Raw genomic sequence first — 18,330 nt, 5'->3', positions numbered from 1 at the left:
GAGGCAGGGACGCAACTACCGAAGACTCCGGTATTCCAGCAGCGCCGCGGTTCCCATTCCGCCGGCGATGCTGATCAGGGCAAGCGCCAGCTGTCCCTGCACCGGGGTGCGGCGGGCCTGGGCCAGCAGCCGGGTGACCAGCACCGCGCCGGACGCCCCGTAGGCGTGCCCGAGGGCCAGGGCCCCGCCATCGAGGTTTGCGCGCTCCGGGTCGATGCCGAGCCGGTCCAGGCACGCAATCGTCTGGGCTGCGAATGCCTCGTTGAACTCGACCAGGCCCAGCTCCGCGGCCGTAACGCGGCTGCGGCCCAGCACCCGCGCGGCCGCCACCGCCGCGCCGATGCCCAAGAGTTCCGGATCCACGCCCGCCGTCTGCGTGTCCCGGACCAAAAGCCCGTCGCGGGCGCCGAGCGAACGTGCCCGTTCGACCGAGGTGATCACGACGGCGGCGGCCGCGTCGGCGTCGAAGCATGAGTTCCCTGCGGTGACGGTACCGGCGGCGGCAAACGCCGGCGGGAACCGGGCCAGCACAGCCGCTGTCAACCCGCGGCGCGGCCCGTCGTCGCTCCGGATGGTGCGCGGACCGTCCGGTCCGGACACCCCGGGGAGTTCAACTATCTCGGCGTCGAAGAGTCCTGCCGCTGCCGAAGCCAGGGCGCGGTGGTGGCTGCGCAGCGCACCGGCGTCCTGGCGCTCCCGGCTGATCCCGAAGCGGGAGGCCACGTTTTCCGCGGCCTGCCCCATATCAGGGTCACCGTATCCGGGGGGGACAAACTGCGCCCGGGAGAAGAACTCCGGGACGCCGGCGCTATTTGTGCGGGCGCGAAGCGGGGCCGTGCTGATGCTTTCCACACCGCCGGCCAGATACAGTCCGCCGCCGCCTGCGGCCACAAAGCGGGAAGCGAGCACAATTGCGTCGAGACCGGAGCCGCACTGGCGGTCCACTGTGAGACCGGGGACGCTGACGGGCAGCCCGGCTCCGAGGGCCGCTAGCCGGGCCACGTTTCCGCCGCCGCCCACGGCGTTGCCGATCAGAACGTCCTCGACAGCTTCCGGGGCCACGGCCGTGTCGCGCAGCAGGCTTTGGAGGACGGGGGCGAGGAGTTCATGGGCGGGCACGGTCTTTAGGACTCCGTTGGCCCGGCAAATCGGGGTGCGCCTGGCGGCGATGATGACCGGCTGCCGGTCCTCGGGAAGAATCAGTGTGCTGGGGTTAGTCAAGGCGCCGGACCCGGGGGTCGTTGCGGGCGATCCAGTCGAGCATCAGTTCCCGGCTGAGTTTGCCGCGGTCCGTCAGGGGAAGCTCCGCCAGGAGGAAGTACTGCAACGGCCGTTTGCTGCGGGCCAGCACGCCCTCAACGCCCGCCTTCAGCTGGGTCGCTGTCACGCCCCCGTGGGAGGGGACAATGCCGGCGACGACCTTCTGGCCGCGGAGATCATCCGCAGGGCCCGCGGCAACAGCGGCGGCCACGCCCGGAATGGAAGCCAAAGCCAGCTCCACCTCATGCGGGTAGACGTTGGTGCCGGCGGTGATGATCATCTCTGCGCGTCGGCCCAGCATGTGCAGCGTGGCGCCCTCAAGGTAGCCCTGGTCTCCCACGGTGTGCCATCCGTTGACGTTCTGCAGCGCGCGGCCGTCGTCGCCCCAGAGGTAGCCGTCACTGACCATCCCGCTGCGCACGCAGATGTTGCCAACGCTTCGGTCGGGCAACGGGTCTCCGGCGTCGTCGAGGATGCGGATTGCGACGCCGGGAAACGCCGTGCCGATCCCGGTTCCGAGCTGTTCCGGGGGCTGCCCGGGCAGGAGGCCCGCGCCGGAGACGAAGCTGAGCTCCGAGGCGCCGTAGTACTCGAAGATGGTGGCATTGGGTGCCCAGCGGCGTGCCGCCTCGAGGGTCCGCGCGTCCAGCTTCGAACCGGCGCAGATGATGCTCCGGATGCCGGCTGCGTCGACACCACCGCTTAGGCCCCGTTCGCTAAGGAGCCGGAGCATCGTAGGGACCAGGACCAGCCGGGTGATTCCGTCGTGGCTGACGGCAGCGTGTGCCTCTCCGACGTCGAACTTGGCCAGGGTGTGGAACTCCGAGCCTGCATACAGGCATTCGGACAGGGCATAGAGGTTTAGGCTGGCGGCCAGCGGGCCGGGCGCCAGGGTCCTGTCCCCCGGTTCCAGGCCGAAGAACTCCACCGAGGCGTCAAAGGACAGCCGCCAGGACCGGCGGGAACGGCTGAATGCCTTGGGAACCGACGTGGTGCCCGAGGTCAGGCCGATCAGGAACGGGGACCCGGCCGGCCCGTCCACCAGAGCGGACCCGGCGACCAGCGCATCCGCGGCCGGAACTGCGTCGCCAATCCGTTTCCTGATTTCGTCCTGCAGGTGCGGCGGCCAGGCCGGGTCCAGCACCGCGCATTGCCGCTCCCCCGCCACCGCGGCCGTAAACGCCGCGGCGAAGTGCAGGGAGTTCTCCTCACAGAGCACCGTCACCGCGGGCGAGCCGTCCACCAGGCCGGCGGCCGCCTCGCGCAGTTCCTCCCAGCTCAGGCGCTGCCCGGCCACCACGACGGCGGTACCGTCGGGGCGGTCATCGGCCCACTGCAGGAGTCTGTTAATAAATGGCATCGAATCAACTTTACCGGCCGGGGAGTACCGGGCAGCCGGTCCACGATAATGTGACTCCATGAGTTTTAATGACAACGTCCAACTGGACCCATCCCAGGTACAAGACCGCCGCGGCGCGGGCCGCGGAGTCAAGGTCGGCGGCGGGATTGGCGGGGGCATCGTCCTGCTGATCGCAGTCCTGCTCGGCGTAAATCCCGCCCTGCTGGATGGCCTTGGCGGAAGCAGCACGCAGGACCCCGGGCCGCAGGGGCAGGGCGCCGCCGCGGCCTGCCTGACAGGTGCCGATGCGGACGCCCGCCTCGACTGCCGGATCACGGGAACGGTCAACAGCCTGAACGCGTTCTGGCCCGCCTACCTGGCGGAAACCGGCACCCGGTACCCGCAACCGCAAACTGTTATCTTCGCTGCGGCCACCGGCACAGGCTGTGGCAATGCCACCTCGGAGGTGGGGCCGTTCTACTGCCCCGCCGACAGTACCGCGTACTTTGACCCGGGCTTTTTCCAGGAACTGGTGGATCGGTTTGGCTCTTCCGGCGGACCGCTGGCGCAGGAGTATGTGGTGGCCCACGAGTTCGGCCACCATGTCCAGAACATCCTGGGGAACCTGGACCGGGCCCAGCAGGATCCCCAAGGACCCGAATCCGGGGCCGTCCGGGTGGAACTGCAGGCTGACTGCTACGCGGGCTTGTGGGTGCACTACGCCACCACCGCGAAGGATCCCGCGACCGGGGTGCCGTTCCTGGAACCGCTCAAGGAGCAAGACCTCAAGGACGCGCTGTCCGCTGCCTCGGCGGTCGGTGATGACCGGATCCAGAAGGCCGCGACCGGCAAGGTGACTCCGGAGGCCTGGACCCACGGTTCCAGTGCCCAGCGCCAGACCTGGTTCTACCGGGGCTACACGTCCGGGGATATCAAGCAGTGCGACACCTTCACCGGCGCCACCCCGTAGCCGCAGACCCTGCAGGCCGTGAAACGCCGACGGCGGGCCCGCCCCCAGGGGGTGGGCCCGCCGTCGTCTGTACGTCCGGGACGCGGTGCAGACTTAGATGTTGAAGCCGAGGGCCCGCATCTGGTCGCGGCCGTCTTCGGTGATCCGTTCCGGACCCCACGGCGGCATCCACACCCAGTTCAGCCGCCATTCGTCGACGACCCCGTCGAGGGCCTTGCCGACCTGCTCCTCGATCACATCGGTGAGCGGGCAGGCAGCCGTCGTCAGCGTCATGTCGATCAGCAGGGCGCCATCGTCGTCCGAGTACTTCAGTCCGTACAGGAGGCCCAGATCAACGATGTTCACGCCCAGTTCAGGGTCGATCACATCCATAAGCGCCTCTTCGACATCCTCGAGGGCCGTGCGGGCCACATTGAGTTCGGTCATCGTATAGTCCTCACTAGGCCTGTGCTGCAGCGGAAGCGGCAGCGATGGTGGCCGCTCCTGCGCCGGTGGCGTAGCGGTCGTAGCCTTCATCTTCGAGGCGGTCGGCGAGCTCCGGGCCGCCCTCTTCGACAACCTGGCCGTCAACAAACACGTGCACGAAGTCCGGCTTGATGTAGCGCAGGATCCGGGTGTAGTGCGTGATCAGCAAGGTGCCCATTTTGCCCTCTGAGTGGGCGCGGTTGACGCCTTCGGAGACAACCTTCAGTGCGTCGACGTCGAGGCCGGAGTCGGTCTCGTCCAGGATGGCGAACTTCGGCTTGAACAGCTCCAGCTGAAGGATCTCGACGCGCTTCTTCTCGCCGCCGGAGAAACCCTCATTGACGTTGCGCTGGGTGAAGTCGGCGTCAATGCGCAGCTGCGCCATGGCAGCCTTGACGTCCTTGGTCCAGGTCCGCAGCTTGGGTGCTTCGCCGTCGATCGCGGTCTTGGCGGTGCGCAGGAAGTTCGTCATGCTGACGCCGGGAACTTCGACGGGGTACTGCATGGCCAGGAATACGCCGGCGCGGGCGCGCTCATCGACGCTCATGGTGAGGACATCCTCGCCGTCCAGCGTGATGGTGCCGGAGGTGACGTTGTAGCGCGGGTGACCGGCGATGGTGGACGCCAGGGTCGACTTGCCGGAACCGTTCGGGCCCATGATGGCGTGGGTCTCGCCCGTGCGGATTGTCAGGCTGACGCCCTTCAGGATTTCCTTTGTGCCCTGCTCGGTGTCAATGCTGACGTGCAGGTCCTTGATCTCAAGAGTAGACATGTGCCTTGTTCTCCTCTGCACGGTGCCCTGTGGCACTGTGCGGTTCTTTGTCGATAAGTTTCTTGTGCGGGGGCCGGCTGCAGGCAGCTAGCTGAAGTTCGGGGCCTCGGCACCGTTCAGGACGTTGGTGAAGTCCACATAGACCTCGTCGTCCAGGACGGTGACGGCAAAGACAGGAACAGGGTCGTACGCCGGCAGCTGCAGCGGCTCGCCGCTGCGCAGGTCGAACTGTGAGCCGTGGCCCCAGCACTCGATCCTGCAGCCCTCCACCTCACCCTCGGAGAGTGAAATGTCCGCGTGCGAGCAGGTATCACCGATGGCGTGGATCTCCCCCATCGAGTCCTTGACGATCGCGACGGGGAAGTCGTCGACCAGGATCCGCAGCGCCTGCTTGAGTTGGATCTCACTGGCTTTGCAGACGAGCTCGCCTTGTGGCTGTTCAGTCATTGCTGGTTTCCGTGTTCTCTCGTGCTGCGCTTTAGTTTTCCGTCGCCGCGAGTTCGCGCTCGACGGCTTCCGTGAGGCGCTCCTCGATGGCCGGGACCTGGATCTGCTGGATGATCTCGTTCAGGAAGCCGCGGACCACCAGACGGCGGGCCACCTCTTCCGGAATTCCGCGGGCCATCAGGTAGAACAGGTGCTGGTCATCGAACCTTCCGGTTGCGCTGGCGTGTCCGGCCCCGGCAATCAGGCCGGTCTCGATTTCCAGGTTCGGCACGGAATCGGCGCGGGCACCGTCGGTGAGGACCAGGTTGCGGTTGGCCTCGTACGTGTCGGTGCCCTCTGCTTCCTTGCGGATCAGGACGTCACCCACCCAGACGGCGTGCGCATTGCGGCCCTGCAGGGCGCCCTTGTAAAGCACGTTGGACTTGCAGTTGGCGACTGCATGGTCCACAAAGAGGCGCTGCTCCAGGTGCTGGCCGGCATCGGCGAAATACAGGCCGAACAGTTCCACTTCAGCGCCGGGAGCCGTGAAGCGGGCCGACGGCGTCACCCGCACCAGATCCCCGCCCAGGCTGACGACGATGTGCTTGAACTTGGCGTCACGGCCGAGCTTCACCTGCTGGGACGAGGCGTGTACGGCGTCGTCGTTCCATTCCTGGAGCGAGATGACCGTCAGCTGCGCGCCGTCCCCGACGAGGATCTCGATGTTTTCCGAGACGACAGCCGTGCCCTGGTGGTCCAGGACAATCACGGACTTGGAGAACTGTTCCGCAACAATCACCAGGTGCTGCGCGGAAGCTTCGGTACCTTGGCCGGTCAGCAGGACGCTGACTTCGCCCTCCACCTGGACCTCGGCCGGAACCGTAATGACGGTGGCTTCGGTGAAATTCTCCCAGGCGTTCGCGGAGACACGGTCCTCGGGGATCGCGGCAGAGCCGATCCGGCGGTCCTCACGGCCGACGGTCTCGACCACAACGCTTTCGGGGGCGGTGACGCTCACGGTCGGCGCAGCGCCGTCGAGGACGTCGGTGTGCAGGCCGCGGAGCCGCTTGAGCGGGGTGAACCGCCAGTCTTCTTCCATCCCGGTCAGCGGCTTAAAGTCCGCCAGTTTGTAGGAGGTCAGGCGCCCGGCGCGCGAGCTGTCCGGAATACCAACGCCGCCGCCGTGCGAGTGGGCCTTGACGGCTTCGCCGGCCAGGGGCGACTTGGACTCCGCAGAGTTCAGCGGGGAGAGGCTTTCGCCTTCCTCGGTGAAACCGTTGATGAACGGCTGGGCGGAGGGCGCGCCGATGCGGGCTTTTTCAGTAGTGATGTCAGTCATTAACCGACCGATCCTTCCATCTGCAGTTCAATCAGGCGGTTCAGCTCGAGGGCGTATTCCATCGGCAGCTCACGGGCAATCGGCTCGATGAAGCCGCGGACGATCATCGCCATGGCCTCGTCTTCGCGCATACCGCGTGACATCAGGTAGAACAGCTGCTCCTCGCTGACCCGCGAGACGGTGGCCTCGTGCCCCATCGTCACATCATCTTCACGGATGTCGATGTAGGGGTACGTGTCCGAACGGCTGATGGTGTCCACCAGGAGAGCGTCGCAGCGGACGGTGTTGGCCGAGTGCTTCGCGCCCTCGCGGACCTGGACCAGACCGCGGTAGGCGGCACGTCCGCCGCCGCGGGCCACGGACTTGGAAACTATCGAGCTTTTTGTGTTCGGAGCGATGTGGACCATCTTGGAGCCGGTGTCCTGGTGCTGGCCTTCGCCGGCAAACGCAATCGAGAGGGTCTCGCCCTTGGCGCCTTCCCCGACAAGGTAGACCGCCGGGTACTTCATGGTGACCTTGGAGCCGATGTTGCCGTCAATCCACTCCATCGTGGCGCCCTCTTCGCAGATGGCGCGCTTGGTGACCAGGTTGTACACGTTGGTGGACCAGTTTTGGATGGTCGTGTAGCGGACGCGGGCGCCCTTCTTGACGATGATTTCCACTACTGCGGAGTGCAGCGAGTCCGAGGTGTAGATCGGCGCCGTGCAGCCTTCGATGTAGTGGACGTAGGAGTCCTCATCCGCGATGATCAGCGTGCGCTCAAACTGGCCCATGTTTTCCGTGTTGATGCGGAAGTAGGCCTGCAGGGGGATGTCCACGTGGACGCCCTTGGGAACGTACACAAACGAGCCGCCGGACCACACCGAGGTGTTCAGCGACGCGAACTTGTTATCGCCCACCGGGATGATGGTGCCGAAGTATTCCTGGAAGATCTCCGGGTGCTCGCGCAGCGCGGTGTCAGTGTCCAGGAAGATCACGCCCTGCGCTTCGAGGTCCTCGCGGATCTGGTGGTAGACAACCTCGGACTCGTACTGTGCAGCCACGCCGGAGACCAGGCGGCTGCGCTCGGCTTCCGGAATACCCAGCTTCTCGTAGGTGTTCCGGATGTCCTCAGGCAGGTCTTCCCAGGTGTTGGCCTGCTTTTCCGTGGACCGCACGAAGTATTTGATGTTGTCGAAGTCAATGCCGGAGAGGTCAGCGCCCCAGGTTGGCATGGGCTTGCGGTCGAAGTACTTCAGACCCTTGAGGCGCAGGTCCAGCATCCATTCCGGCTCGTTCTTCTTGGCTGAAATGTCGCGGACGACGTCCTCGTTGATGCCCCGGCGGGCGTTGGCGCCGACGTCGTTCTTGTCGGACCAGCCGTACTCATAGGTACCGATTCCGTGGAGCTCGGGATTCTTTTCCAGAATCTCCGAAATCACAGTGGATTCAGCAACCTTCTTCTCTGATAGTTGGTCCGTCATCACGGCCTTTCTTGCAGATGGTTGGATACTTCGTCCAGGCTGCCCGGGTTGGTTGCGGTGCTGTGAGGCACCGTGGCCGCCGGACGGCCTGTAGGTATGTGGGTGGTGCAGACGTGGCCGCCGCGGGCCAGTGTGGACAAGCGGCGGACATCAACGCCCACCAGCCGGGAAAACACGTCGGTCTCGACGTCGCAGAACACCGGGAACTGCGCGGCGAGCTGTTGGATGGGGCAATGTCCCTGGCAGAGCTGCACGCTGGAGAGAGCCGCCGGCAGCGGCGCCCGCGCCTCGATCGACGCAGTGGAGGCCACGAACCCGTCGCGGCTCAGCGCCTCCGAAAGCGCCTGGGCACGGGCAGTGATGTCCTGCCCGGCCGCCTCAATCTCGGGCGCGTAGCGGCGCTCCATTTCGCCGAAACGCTCGACGGCGAACTGCCGCACGGCCTCAGGGCCCGCCATTTCGCCCAGGCGCCGCAGCGCCAGGGAAGCGATGTCGAGGTAGTCGTTTCCGAGTGTTTGCTGGCCCTGTGAACTGAGGACGTAACGGCGCGCCGGACGCCCTGCCCCCGCTCCGGAGCGGGCCGCCCGCTTAACTTCGATCACGCCACCGCTGGAGAGGTGGTCCAGGTGCCGTCGTACCGCCGCGGACGTGAACCCCAGCAGGTCCCCGAGTTCAGTTGCGCTGATGGGGCCGTGTTCGAGCACGGCATTCAGCACCCGGTCCCGGGTGCGCTCTTCGGCATCGGCCGCCGGAAAAGCAACTGACGCATCGGCCGCCACGGACCCGGACGATGCCCTTGGCACCGTGCGCGGGAGGCTTGTTCGCCCGGTAGGGCTAACAGACTGGGGTGGGCTCATGGAATACACAACACAATAATGTCGTAATTTAGTCCCCCGATCCAGTAAGGCAGGACTATCCCCGCTGATGCTGTGCGCCGGCCGGCGCCAGCAGCCCGCCTTCGCACCCCGGCTGACGGCCGGAATGCGGGCTACTACATCCCGTAGAATGTTCTGGTGCGATCCCCCCAATCCCCCGTCCTGACCATCAGTGGCCTCGTCAAGGATGTTGGCCCACTCCCCACCCTCGACGGTAAAATGCTGCGGGTGGTCAGCGGGATCTCCCTTGTCGCCGAACGCGGACAGGTCACGGCACTGCTGGGGGCCAACGGGGCCGGTAAGACCACTACTATCGAATGCGCCCAGGGGCTGCAGAAGCGCACCCAGGGAAACATCAGCCTGCTCGGCGAGGACCCGGACACGGCGGGGGCCCGCCTGCGCGCCCGCGTAGGAGTGATGCTGCAGGACGGCGGCCTGCCGCCCTCGGCCCGGCCCATCCCGCTGCTCAGGCATATCGCCGGCATGTACCAGAACCCGCGCCCGGTCGGGGAACTTATTGAACGCCTCGGCATTGACGCTTTCAGCCGGACGTCGGTGCGGCGGCTCTCGGGCGGGCAGAAACAGCGGCTTGCTCTTGCCGCCGCCCTTGTGGGCAATCCCGAAGTCCTGTTCCTGGACGAGCCAAGTGCCGGCCTGGACCCGCAGTCGCGCCAGCTGGTGTTCGAGCTCATCTCCGAACTCCGGAACCTCGGGATGGGAATCGTCCTGACCACCCACCTCATGGACGACGCCCAGCGGCTCGCCGACTACGTCTACATCATCGACGCCGGCCGCAACGTTGCCGAGGGGACGGTTGCAGAACTCCTGCAGCACCCCCTCCCGGCAGGCGCCGGCGAGCAGCACATCCGAACGCTGCTGTTCGAGACCGAGCCCGGACTGGATTTCACCGGTGTGCTGCGGGGTGGCGTCAGCGTCACCGAAACGCGGGCCGGCAGCTATGCCGCGACGGGTGCGCTGACCGCCGAGGACCTCGCGGCGATCACCGCTTGGTGGGCCGGCCGGGGAATCATGCCACGCTCGCTGCGCCTGGAAGCGCGCAGCCTCGAGGACGTTTTCCTCGACATTTCCGGAAGGGAAGTCCGATGACCCGCGAAAGTTCCGCCGCCGGCAGTACGTCACTGGGGAGCGTTCCGCCGGGTACCGTCTCGCCGGCAGGTCAGCTGGGGAGCGCCCCCGCACCGCTGCTTCGCCGCATCCTCCTGCAGGGACAGTACGAGACCGTCACCATGCTCCGGAACGGCGAACAGCTGATCCTGGCGATAGTGCTGCCGCTGCTGGCCATGGTGGGCCTGACCGTAACACCGTTGCTGGACGGATTCGGCGCGAGCCGGATCAATGTCGCAGTGCCGGGCATCCTCGCGCTGTGCGCCATGTCCACAGCCTTCACCGGCCAGGGCATCTCGACCGGGTTTGACCGCCGCTACGGTGTACTCCGATTTCTCTCCACCACTCCGCTGGGCCGAACCGGTCTGATAGCCGGCAAGGTCCTCGCGGTCCTGGTGGTCCTGACCCTGCAGGTCCTGGTCGTCACCGCAGTGGCCTTGATGCTTGGCTGGCAACCGAATCTGCTGGGCTGGGCCCCGGGTCTGGCTTTGCTGGTGCTCGGGGCCGCGTCCTTTAGCGCCCTGGGCCTGCTGGTCGCCGGGACGGTCCGGCCGGAGGCGACCCTCGCGATCACCAATCTGCTCTGGATCCTGCTCGGTGCCCTCGGGGGGATTGTGATCCCGGCCGAACGGCTGCCCGTCTTGGCGCAGGCGATCGTGCACTACCTACCCTCCGGCGCCCTCGGACAGGCTCTAAGGGATGCGTTTCTTTCCGGCAGTGTCAACCCCGCGCCCGTAATTGTCCTGCTGCTCTGGACGGCGATCGCCGGCGGCGCAGCAACCCGTTGGTTCAAATGGAATTGAGAAAACTGTGAGCACGGACTCCCGCCTGCCCCGAACCGCCGCCCGGGTTATCGCCTGGCTGCCCGACACCGTTAACGCGACGGTAAAGCGGCTGGCGGTGCTGTCCCTCATCGGCCAGACCCTCCTGATCGTGACCGGCGGCGCGGTCCGCCTCACGGCGTCGGGACTGGGTTGCCCGACGTGGCCGCGCTGCACGGATTCTTCGCTTGTGAACACCCCGGAAATGGGCATCCACGGCATCATTGAATTCGGCAACCGGCTCCTGACCTTCGCACTGGCTGCGGTCGCGGTAGCCATGCTGGTGTATTTGTGGAAGCTCCGCAAGGAACGCCGCGACCTCTTCCTGCTGGCCCTCGGGCTGCTCGCCAGCATCCCGGCACAGGCAATCATCGGCGGCATCACAGTCCTGACCCAGCTGAACCCCTGGGTGGTTGGCCTGCACTTCCTGGTCTCCATGGCACTCGTGGTCCTCGCAACCCTATTGGTTAACCGCGCCTACGGGCGGACGGGAAAATTCCGGGTGGCAGTGCTGGTGGCGCTTCCCGGGGCCACCCGCCCGCTGATGATTGCCGTCGCAATGCTATCCGCCGTTGCAGTCTGTCTGGGCGTGGTGGTTACCGGCGCGGGCCCGCACGCGGGCGACGCGGACGCCCCGCGCAACGACCTGGACTGGGACCTGTTCGCACACATTCATGCTGTTCCGGCCTACCTGGTGACCGCCGGTGCCCTGATCGCGCTGTACCTCATCGTTAGGGACCGGATCACCGGACCCTTCCGCACCGCCGTCGTGATGCTCCTCGGCGTCACCGTGCTGCAGGCCGCCATCGGCTTCACCCAGTATTACAACGGCATCCCGGCGCTGCTGGTCGCCGCACACATGCTCGGGTCTGCCCTGCTGATGAGCGCGGCAACCAACGCCGCCGACCTCGCCCGCAGCAGCCCGCTGAAGTAACAATTCACCACACAAACAACGCGGGGTCACCTGCCGCCCGGGATGGGCGGCAGGTGACCCCGCGTTGTTGTTACGGAGGTCAAGCGGAGGTCAGGATGTGCGGCGGCTAGCGGCCCATGATCGCCGGTCCGATGAACGGATCGACCGCGACGGCGATAAAAAGCAGGGTCAGGTAGCTGATTGAACCGTGGAAGACCTTCATGGCACTCTTGTTGGACACGTCCCCGGCCTGCGCCCGGTTGTGCAGTGAGTGCGATTCGTAAAGGAACCACGCCCCCGCGAGGACCGCCGTCACCGTGTAGACCCAGCCGGCGCCGCCGGCCGGGACCAGCAGCAGCGAGCATGCCACCATGGCCCAGGCGTACAGGACCACCTGCACCGAGACCACCTTCGCACCGGCGATCGCGCCGAGCATCGGAACGTTGGCGTTGCGGTAGTCCTCGCCGTAGCGCATGGACAGCGGCCAATAATGCGGCGGCGTCCACAGGAAGATGACCATAAAGAGCACAACGGCAGGCCACTGCACCGTGTTCGTCACCGCAGCCCAGGCAATGAGCACGGGGAAGCAGCCGGCAGCGCCGCCCCAGACGATGTTCTGGGCCGTGCGGCGTTTGAGGATCATGGTGTAGATAACGACATAAAAGACAATTGCACCAAGCCCGAGCCAGGCCGCGAGCGGATTGGCGCCGAACCAGAGGATGACGATCGCTGCGGCGCCCAACAGCCAGGAGAAGACCAAGGCCTCCCGCGGGGTGACCTCCCCCGTGACGAGCGGCCGGTTCTCGGTGCGGTGCATCAGTTTATCGATGTCGCGGTCGATGTAGCAGTTGAAGGAACCTGCGCTGCCCGCGGCGAATGCGCCGCCTACGAGCGTTGCCAGGATCAGGCCGATCGACGGGAAGCCGCGTTCGGCGTAGATCATGGTCGGCAGGGTGCTGACCAGCAGCAACTCGACGACGCGGGGTTTTGTGAGCGACAAATAGGCCTTGGCTTTGCGGGCAAAGCCGATCCTCCCACGGACGGGAGAAGCGTTCAGCGGCGTATCTGTTGTGCTCACGGTGGCAGTCACTCTGTTCTGTCTGGCTGATCAGTCCGGCTTTTCCGCAACACAGGTTGCATGTCGGCGGGGGCCCACGCGCATTCTACCGGCGCGTCCGCACCCCCACGGGTAGCCACGATCCATCATACCGTGACGGCACGGCGCGCGGGTCCCGACGGTGCCGCCGGCAGCCCCGGGTGTTTCGAACAGGTTAACGCGGGCTCACGGGCGGCCGCGGCGGCCCGTGATTCATATAACCGGAAATCCCGTCCATTTAGTGAGATTCGCGGCCGTCCGAGGGTGGAATGGGGCTAAGCTGTCTGCAGATCAGCGCGCACGGAACGCCCTGCACGGTCCGTTCCAGTGACTGAAGTGCCTGTCCGGAGTTTCCGCGGATGTCCGATTGCACGCGCGACTGAATGATAGATCAACGTTTCGATGGTGAACGGCTGGTACGTACCGCAGCGGGCACCGAACTGTGCCCGGACGGGACTGACCAAACCACCCGCCGTCAGCACAGAGAGGGGCCCGGTTTTCGTGCCACATTTGGAAGAGCAAGAACTGTCTTGGACCAGCTTGGACCAGCGCGCCGTGGACACTGTCCGCGTTCTCGCTGCCGACGCCGTGGAGAAGGTCGGCAACGGCCACCCGGGGACGGCGATGAGTTTGGCGCCTGCCGCCTACCTTCTCTTCCAGAAGTTGATGCGGCACGATCCGAAGAGACCTGACTGGTTGGGGCGGGACCGTTTTGTGCTCTCCCCCGGGCATACCTCACTGACCTTGTATATCCAGTTGTTCCTTTCCGGGTATGGCCTTGAGCTGGAGGATTTGAAGGCGTTGCGCACCTGGGGTTCGTTGACGCCGGGCCACCCGGAATATCAGCACACGGCCGGGGTGGAGATCACCACTGGGCCGTTGGGTCAGGGTCTGGCGTCCGCGGTGGGTTTTGCCTATTCCCAGCGGCGGATGCGCGGGTTGTTCGATGCTGATGCTCCCGCTGGTGCCAGCCCCTTTGATCACACCATCTGGGTTATTGCCTCCGACGGCGACCTGCAGGAGGGTGTGACCAGTGAGGCGTCCTCCCTCGCCGGCCACCAGGAGCTCGGCAACCTCGTTGTCATTTATGACGAGAACCACATCTCCATCGAGGACGATACCGACGTCGCCTTCACCGAAGATGTCCTGGCCCGCTACGAGGCCTACGGCTGGCACACCCAGCGTGTGGACTGGACCCGGACCGGCGAATACAAGGAGGACGTGCAGGAACTCCACGCCGCACTCCTCGCCGCGAAGGCCCAGACGGACAAGCCCTCGATCATCTCGCTGCGCACCATCATCGGGTACCCGGCACCGAAAAAGCAGAACACCGGTAAAATCCACGGCTCCGCGCTGGGCGCGGAGGAAGTTGCGGGCCTGAAGAAAGTCCTGGGATTCGACCCGGAGCGCTCGTTCCAGGTCGACGACGAGGTCCTGGCGCACACCCGGGAAGCGCAAGACCGCGGCGCCGCGGCCCGTTCCGAGTGGCAGGCGTCCTTCGAGGCGTGGCAGGCCGGGAACCCCGAGGGCGCGGCACTGCTCGAACGCGTCGAGGCGCGTAAACTCCCGGCCGGTTTCGACGCCTCCCTGCCGGTCTTTGAAGCCGGCAAGGACGTTTCAACCCGGGCCGCATCCGGGAAGGTCCTGAACGCGATCGGCCCGGTTATGCCCGAGCTGTGGGGCGGTTCGGCGGACCTGGCGGAGTCGAACAACACCACTATTGAAGGCTCCGCGTCGTTCATCCCGGTGTCCCGGTCCACAAACGCGTGGAAGGGCAACCCGTACGGGCGCGTCCTGCACTTCGGGATCCGTGAGCACGCCGCCGCGTCGATCGTGAACGGCATCACCCTGCACGGGGCGACCCGGGCGTTCTCCGGCACGTTCCTGATCTTCTCCGACTACCAGCGTCCGGCCATCCGGCTCGGTGCGCTGATGGGAGTCCCGTCCTTGTATGTCTGGACGCACGACTCAATCGGTCTCGGCGAAGACGGTCCGACCCACCAGCCGGTCGAGCAGCTTGCGTCACTGCGTGCCGTTCCGGGCCTGGACGTCGTCCGCCCGGGCGACGCGAACGAGGTCGCCGCGGCCTGGAAGGTTATGCTCGAAAACCACCAGAACCCGGCCGGGATCGTGCTGACCCGTCAGAACATTCCCACCTGGGCCCGCGGCGGAGGGGACGCCGACGCGGACACGTTCGCGTCAACCGCCGGTGTCGCAAAGGGCGGATACGTTCTCGCCGAAGCCTCCGCCAACGGCCAAACCGCCCAGGCCCGGGTCATCCTGATCGGCACCGGTTCCGAGGTCCAACTCGCCGTCCGGGCCCGCGAAGCACTGCAGGCCGAAGGCATCCCGACCCGGGTCGTGTCCATGCCGTGCGTGGAATGGTTCAACCAGCAGGACCCCGCGTACCGTGAAGCCGTGCTGCCAAGTGCCGTAAAAGCACGTGTCTCGGTCGAGGCCGGGCTTGCCCTGGGCTGGCGGGAGTTCGTCGGCGACGCAGGCCGTTCCATCAGCCTTGAACACTTCGGCGCTTCCGCGGACTACAAGCGCCTGTTCCAGGAATTCGGCATCACCGCCGAAGCCGTCACCGCCGCAGCCAAGGAATCCCTCGCCGGCCTCACGGCCTGACCCGAACTTCATACCTTCCGGGCCGCCGCCCCAACAGGCGGCGGCCCCAGACTCCAGGAGTGAAATATGACCACCACCCCCGCTTCTTCCCCCACGCAGCAGCTGTCCGACGCCGGCGTCTCCATCTGGCTCGATGACCTCTCCCGCGGGCGCCTCGATACCGGTACCCTGCGCAAACTGATCGAAGAGAAAAACGTCGTGGGGGTCACGACCAACCCGTCGATCTTCCACGCGGCTATCACCACCGGCCACGACTACGACGCCGTCATCGCCGCCCAGGCCGCGGCCGGGGCCAGCGTTGAGGACACCGTCTTCGCCATCACCACAACCGACGTCGCCGACGCGTGCGAGCTCTTCGCCCCGGTGGCGGCTGCCAGCAACGGCATCGACGGGCGTGTGTCCATCGAGGTGGACCCGCGTCTGGCCTGGGACACCGCCGGTACGATCACCGAAGCCAAGGAACTCTACGCCCGGGTCAACAAGGACAACGTCCTGATCAAGATCCCCGCGACCCTCGAAGGCCTCGAAGCAATCACGGCCACCCTGGCGGCCGGCATCAGCGTCAACGTCACGCTGATCTTCTCGCTGGAGCGCTACCGTGCCGTCATCAACGCCTTCCAGACCGGCCTTGAACAAGCCAAAGGCAACGGCCACGACATCGCCACGATCCACTCCGTCGCGTCGTTCTTCGTTTCCCGCGTCGACTCCGAGATTGACAAGCGCCTCGACGCGATCGGCACCGACGAATCCCGGGCCCTCAAGGGCAAAGCCGGCCTGGCCAACGCCCGCCTTGCCTACCAGGTTTACGAAGAGCTCTTTTCCACCGAACGCTGGGGCCTCCTGGCCGACGCCGGGGCCCGCCCGCAGCGCCCGCTGTGGGCCTCCACCGGAGTCAAGGATCCTGCCTACCCCGACACCCTTTACGTCACCGGGCTTGTGGCCCCCGGCGTTGTGAACACCATGCCGGAGAAGACCCTCGACGCGACCTTCGACCACGGCGCCGTCACGGGGGACACGATCAGCCGCGGCTACGACGACGCCAACGCCATGCTGAATGCACTCGATGCCCTCGGCATTTCCTATAACGAAGTCGTCGCGACCCTCGAAACCGAAGGCCTCGACAAGTTCGTGGCAAGCTGGAAGGAACTGCTGGCCGACGTCGGGGTCGCCCTCGCCGCTGCACGGAAGGACGCTTAGTCCCATGACCACACTCAGCTACGACGCCACGGGCGCCGCCCGCCTCGCCCACGAACAGCACCTGCCTGCCCTGCTGGCGGACAAGGTCGCCACCCGGATCTTCGCCAAGGACCCCACGCTGTGGGGTTCCGAGGCCGAAGCCGAGGCTTCCGTGCGGCTCGGCTGGGTCGAGGCGGCCACGGTCTCCCAGTCCCTGGTGGCGGACATCCTGGCCCTGCGTGACGCACTGCGCGCCGAAGGTGTCCGCCGGATCGTGCTCTGCGGCATGGGCGGTTCCTCGCTGGCCCCGGAGGTCATCGCCGGAACCGCCGGCGTCGAGCTGACCGTCCTGGACAGCACCGATCCGGAACAGGTCTCCGCCGCGCTTGCGGACCGGCTGGCCGAAACCGCTGTTGTGGTGTCCTCGAAGTCCGGATCCACCTTGGAGACGGATTCCCAGCGCCGGATCTTCGAGCATGCCTTCACCGCGGCCGGACTCGACGCGAAGAGCCGGATCATCATCGTCACCGATCCGGGATCCCCGCTGGACAAGGCCTCCCGCGAGGCCGGGTACCGCGCGGTATTCAACGCTGACCCAAACGTCGGCGGCCGCTACTCGGCGCTTACTGCGTTCGGGATGGTTCCGTCCGGCCTTGCCGGGGTGGATATCCAGGCTTTCCTGGACGAAGCGGAGGAAGCCGCCGAGGTCCTCAACGAGGACGGCGGGGAAAACATCGGTCTGGCCCTCGGCGCCGCGCTGGGCGGCACCAAGCCGCTGCGCAACAAGATCGTTATTGCCGAGGACGGCTCGGGGATCAAAGGCTTCGCGGACTGGGCCGAACAGCTCATCGCCGAGTCCACCGGCAAACTCGGCACCGGCGTGTTGCCGGTTGTCGCCGGACCGTCTTCCCCGGAAGCGACCCTCGGCGCCGCGGACGTCCTCGTCATCCGCCTTGTGGCGGCCGATGCCGACGTCGACCTCGGTGAGAACGAGGTTGCGATTGCCGGCGGCCTGCCCACCCAAATGATGACGTGGGAGTTCGCCACGGCTGTCGCCGGGCGCCTCCTCGGGATCAACCCCTTTGACCAGCCTGACGTCGAAGCTGCCAAGGTGGCCGCCCGCGGCCTCCTTGACGCGCAGCCGGAGCCGACGCCGGCGGCCTTTACCGACGGTGCTATCGAGGTCCGCGGAGGTTCCTGGCTTGGCGGCGCCCGAACCGCTGCCGGCGCTCTCAGTGCGCTGCTCGGCGAACTGGAGCCGGACAGCTACCTCAGTGTCCAGGCCTACTTTGACCGACTCGCCTACGCACCCCTTGAGGACGTCCGGGACCAACTGGCAGCCGTCACCCGCCGCCCCGTGACGTTCGGCTGGGGCCCGCGGTTCCTGCACTCGACCGGGCAGTTCCATAAGGGCGGACCCGCGATCGGTGTCTTCCTGCAGGTGAGCGCAGCGGCAGCCACCGACCTGGCCATCCCGGATCGGCCTTTCAGCTTCGGGGAGTTGATCTCGGCCCAAGCCGCCGGCGATGCGCAAGTCCTCTCGGAACACGGCCGCCCGGTCCTGCGCCTGCACCTCACGGACCGCGCCGCAGGCGTCCGCCAGTTGCGGGAAATCGTTGCGGCGCTGGCCGGCCAGGCAGTCCCCTCCACCGAAAGCTAAGG

16 protein-coding genes are annotated in these 18,330 nt (G+C 66.3%); 7 read left to right on the top strand and 9 right to left on the bottom strand.

All coding sequences use genetic code 11. The features are described from left to right. Positions 1 to 15: 15 nt before the first annotated feature. Complete coding sequence (locus QI450_RS08005) at positions 16 to 1,221, bottom strand: thiolase family protein (protein ID WP_226774904.1); 1,206 nt, start codon at positions 1,219 to 1,221, stop codon at positions 16 to 18. Next, positions 1,214 to 2,620, bottom strand: a complete 1,407-nt coding sequence (locus QI450_RS08000) for an AMP-binding protein (RefSeq protein ID WP_226774903.1) — start codon at positions 2,618 to 2,620, stop codon at positions 1,214 to 1,216. The genes QI450_RS08005 and QI450_RS08000 overlap by 8 nt, the downstream gene beginning before the upstream one ends. Before the next feature lie 58 nt (positions 2,621 to 2,678). Between QI450_RS08000 and QI450_RS07995 the strand changes: the two genes are divergently transcribed. Further along, positions 2,679 to 3,569 carry a neutral zinc metallopeptidase gene (locus QI450_RS07995; protein WP_226774902.1) on the top strand — a complete coding sequence of 297 codons (891 nt, stop codon included), beginning with the start codon at positions 2,679 to 2,681 and terminating at the stop codon, positions 3,567 to 3,569. A gap of 93 nt (positions 3,570 to 3,662) precedes the next feature. Here the strand turns inward: QI450_RS07995 and QI450_RS07990 are convergent, their stop codons facing one another. From QI450_RS07990 to QI450_RS07965, 6 genes are all read right to left on the bottom strand, one after another. Next, the gene (locus QI450_RS07990) at positions 3,663 to 3,995 is read right to left on the bottom strand and encodes a metal-sulfur cluster assembly factor (protein WP_226774901.1); all 333 of its coding nucleotides are present in this window, start codon (positions 3,993 to 3,995) and stop codon (positions 3,663 to 3,665) included. 13 nt (positions 3,996 to 4,008) lie between these two features. Further along, complete coding sequence (gene sufC / locus QI450_RS07985; RefSeq protein WP_226774900.1) at positions 4,009 to 4,806, bottom strand: Fe-S cluster assembly ATPase SufC; 798 nt, start codon at positions 4,804 to 4,806, stop codon at positions 4,009 to 4,011. 87 nt (positions 4,807 to 4,893) lie between these two features. Next, on the bottom strand, positions 4,894 to 5,253 hold the full coding sequence (locus QI450_RS07980; protein ID WP_226774899.1) for a non-heme iron oxygenase ferredoxin subunit: 360 nt from the start codon (positions 5,251 to 5,253) through the stop codon (positions 4,894 to 4,896). Positions 5,254 to 5,284: 31 nt separating this feature from the next. After that, the gene (sufD, locus tag QI450_RS07975; RefSeq protein ID WP_226774898.1) at positions 5,285 to 6,571 is read right to left on the bottom strand and encodes a Fe-S cluster assembly protein SufD; all 1,287 of its coding nucleotides are present in this window, start codon (positions 6,569 to 6,571) and stop codon (positions 5,285 to 5,287) included. Then, a complete protein-coding gene (gene sufB / locus QI450_RS07970) occupies positions 6,571 to 8,034 on the bottom strand; it encodes a Fe-S cluster assembly protein SufB (protein ID WP_226774897.1) in 1,464 nt (487 codons plus the stop codon). The genes sufD and sufB overlap by 1 nt, the downstream gene beginning before the upstream one ends. Further along, the gene (locus tag QI450_RS07965) at positions 8,034 to 8,891 is read right to left on the bottom strand and encodes a winged helix-turn-helix transcriptional regulator (RefSeq protein WP_226774896.1); all 858 of its coding nucleotides are present in this window, start codon (positions 8,889 to 8,891) and stop codon (positions 8,034 to 8,036) included. Before QI450_RS07965 ends, sufB begins: the two co-directional genes overlap by 1 nt. Before the next feature lie 156 nt (positions 8,892 to 9,047). Here QI450_RS07965 and QI450_RS07960 point away from each other — a divergent pair, with 156 nt between their 5' ends. From QI450_RS07960 to QI450_RS07950, 3 genes are read left to right on the top strand one after another with little or no spacing between them, the layout of a single operon-like run. Then, positions 9,048 to 10,016 (top strand): ABC transporter ATP-binding protein, encoded by a 969-nt coding sequence (locus tag QI450_RS07960; protein ID WP_226774895.1) that lies wholly within the window; start codon positions 9,048 to 9,050, stop codon positions 10,014 to 10,016. After that, positions 10,013 to 10,837: an ABC transporter permease gene (locus tag QI450_RS07955; RefSeq protein ID WP_226774894.1), complete on the top strand. Its 825-nt coding sequence runs from the start codon at positions 10,013 to 10,015 to the stop codon at positions 10,835 to 10,837. The genes QI450_RS07960 and QI450_RS07955 overlap by 4 nt, the downstream gene beginning before the upstream one ends. 7 nt (positions 10,838 to 10,844) lie before the next feature. Further along, the gene (locus QI450_RS07950; protein ID WP_226774893.1) at positions 10,845 to 11,789 is read left to right on the top strand and encodes a COX15/CtaA family protein; all 945 of its coding nucleotides are present in this window, start codon (positions 10,845 to 10,847) and stop codon (positions 11,787 to 11,789) included. Positions 11,790 to 11,895: 106 nt separating this feature from the next. Here the strand turns inward: QI450_RS07950 and QI450_RS07945 are convergent, their stop codons facing one another. Beyond that, a complete protein-coding gene (locus QI450_RS07945; protein WP_226774892.1) occupies positions 11,896 to 12,858 on the bottom strand; it encodes a heme o synthase in 963 nt (320 codons plus the stop codon). Positions 12,859 to 13,374: 516 nt separating this feature from the next. Here QI450_RS07945 and tkt point away from each other — a divergent pair. The 3 genes from tkt to QI450_RS07930 all read left to right on the top strand — a co-directional run bounded on the left by tkt (position 13,375) and on the right by QI450_RS07930 (position 18,328). Beyond that, complete coding sequence (gene tkt / locus QI450_RS07940; RefSeq protein ID WP_282359979.1) at positions 13,375 to 15,492, top strand: transketolase; 2,118 nt, start codon at positions 13,375 to 13,377, stop codon at positions 15,490 to 15,492. A 66-nt stretch (positions 15,493 to 15,558) separates the two neighbouring features. Continuing rightward, a complete protein-coding gene (gene tal, locus QI450_RS07935; RefSeq protein WP_226774891.1) occupies positions 15,559 to 16,689 on the top strand; it encodes a transaldolase in 1,131 nt (376 codons plus the stop codon). A 4-nt stretch (positions 16,690 to 16,693) separates the two neighbouring features. Then, complete coding sequence (locus QI450_RS07930) at positions 16,694 to 18,328, top strand: glucose-6-phosphate isomerase (protein WP_226774890.1); 1,635 nt, start codon at positions 16,694 to 16,696, stop codon at positions 18,326 to 18,328. The last annotated feature ends 2 nt before the right edge of the window (positions 18,329 to 18,330 follow it).

The sequence above is a fragment of the Arthrobacter sp. EM1 genome (genome assembly GCF_029964055.1).
Classification (GTDB): domain Bacteria; phylum Actinomycetota; class Actinomycetes; order Actinomycetales; family Micrococcaceae; genus Arthrobacter.
The sequence above is the reverse complement of the archived record's forward strand: the minus strand, read 5'-3'. Positions and strand labels throughout refer to the sequence as shown.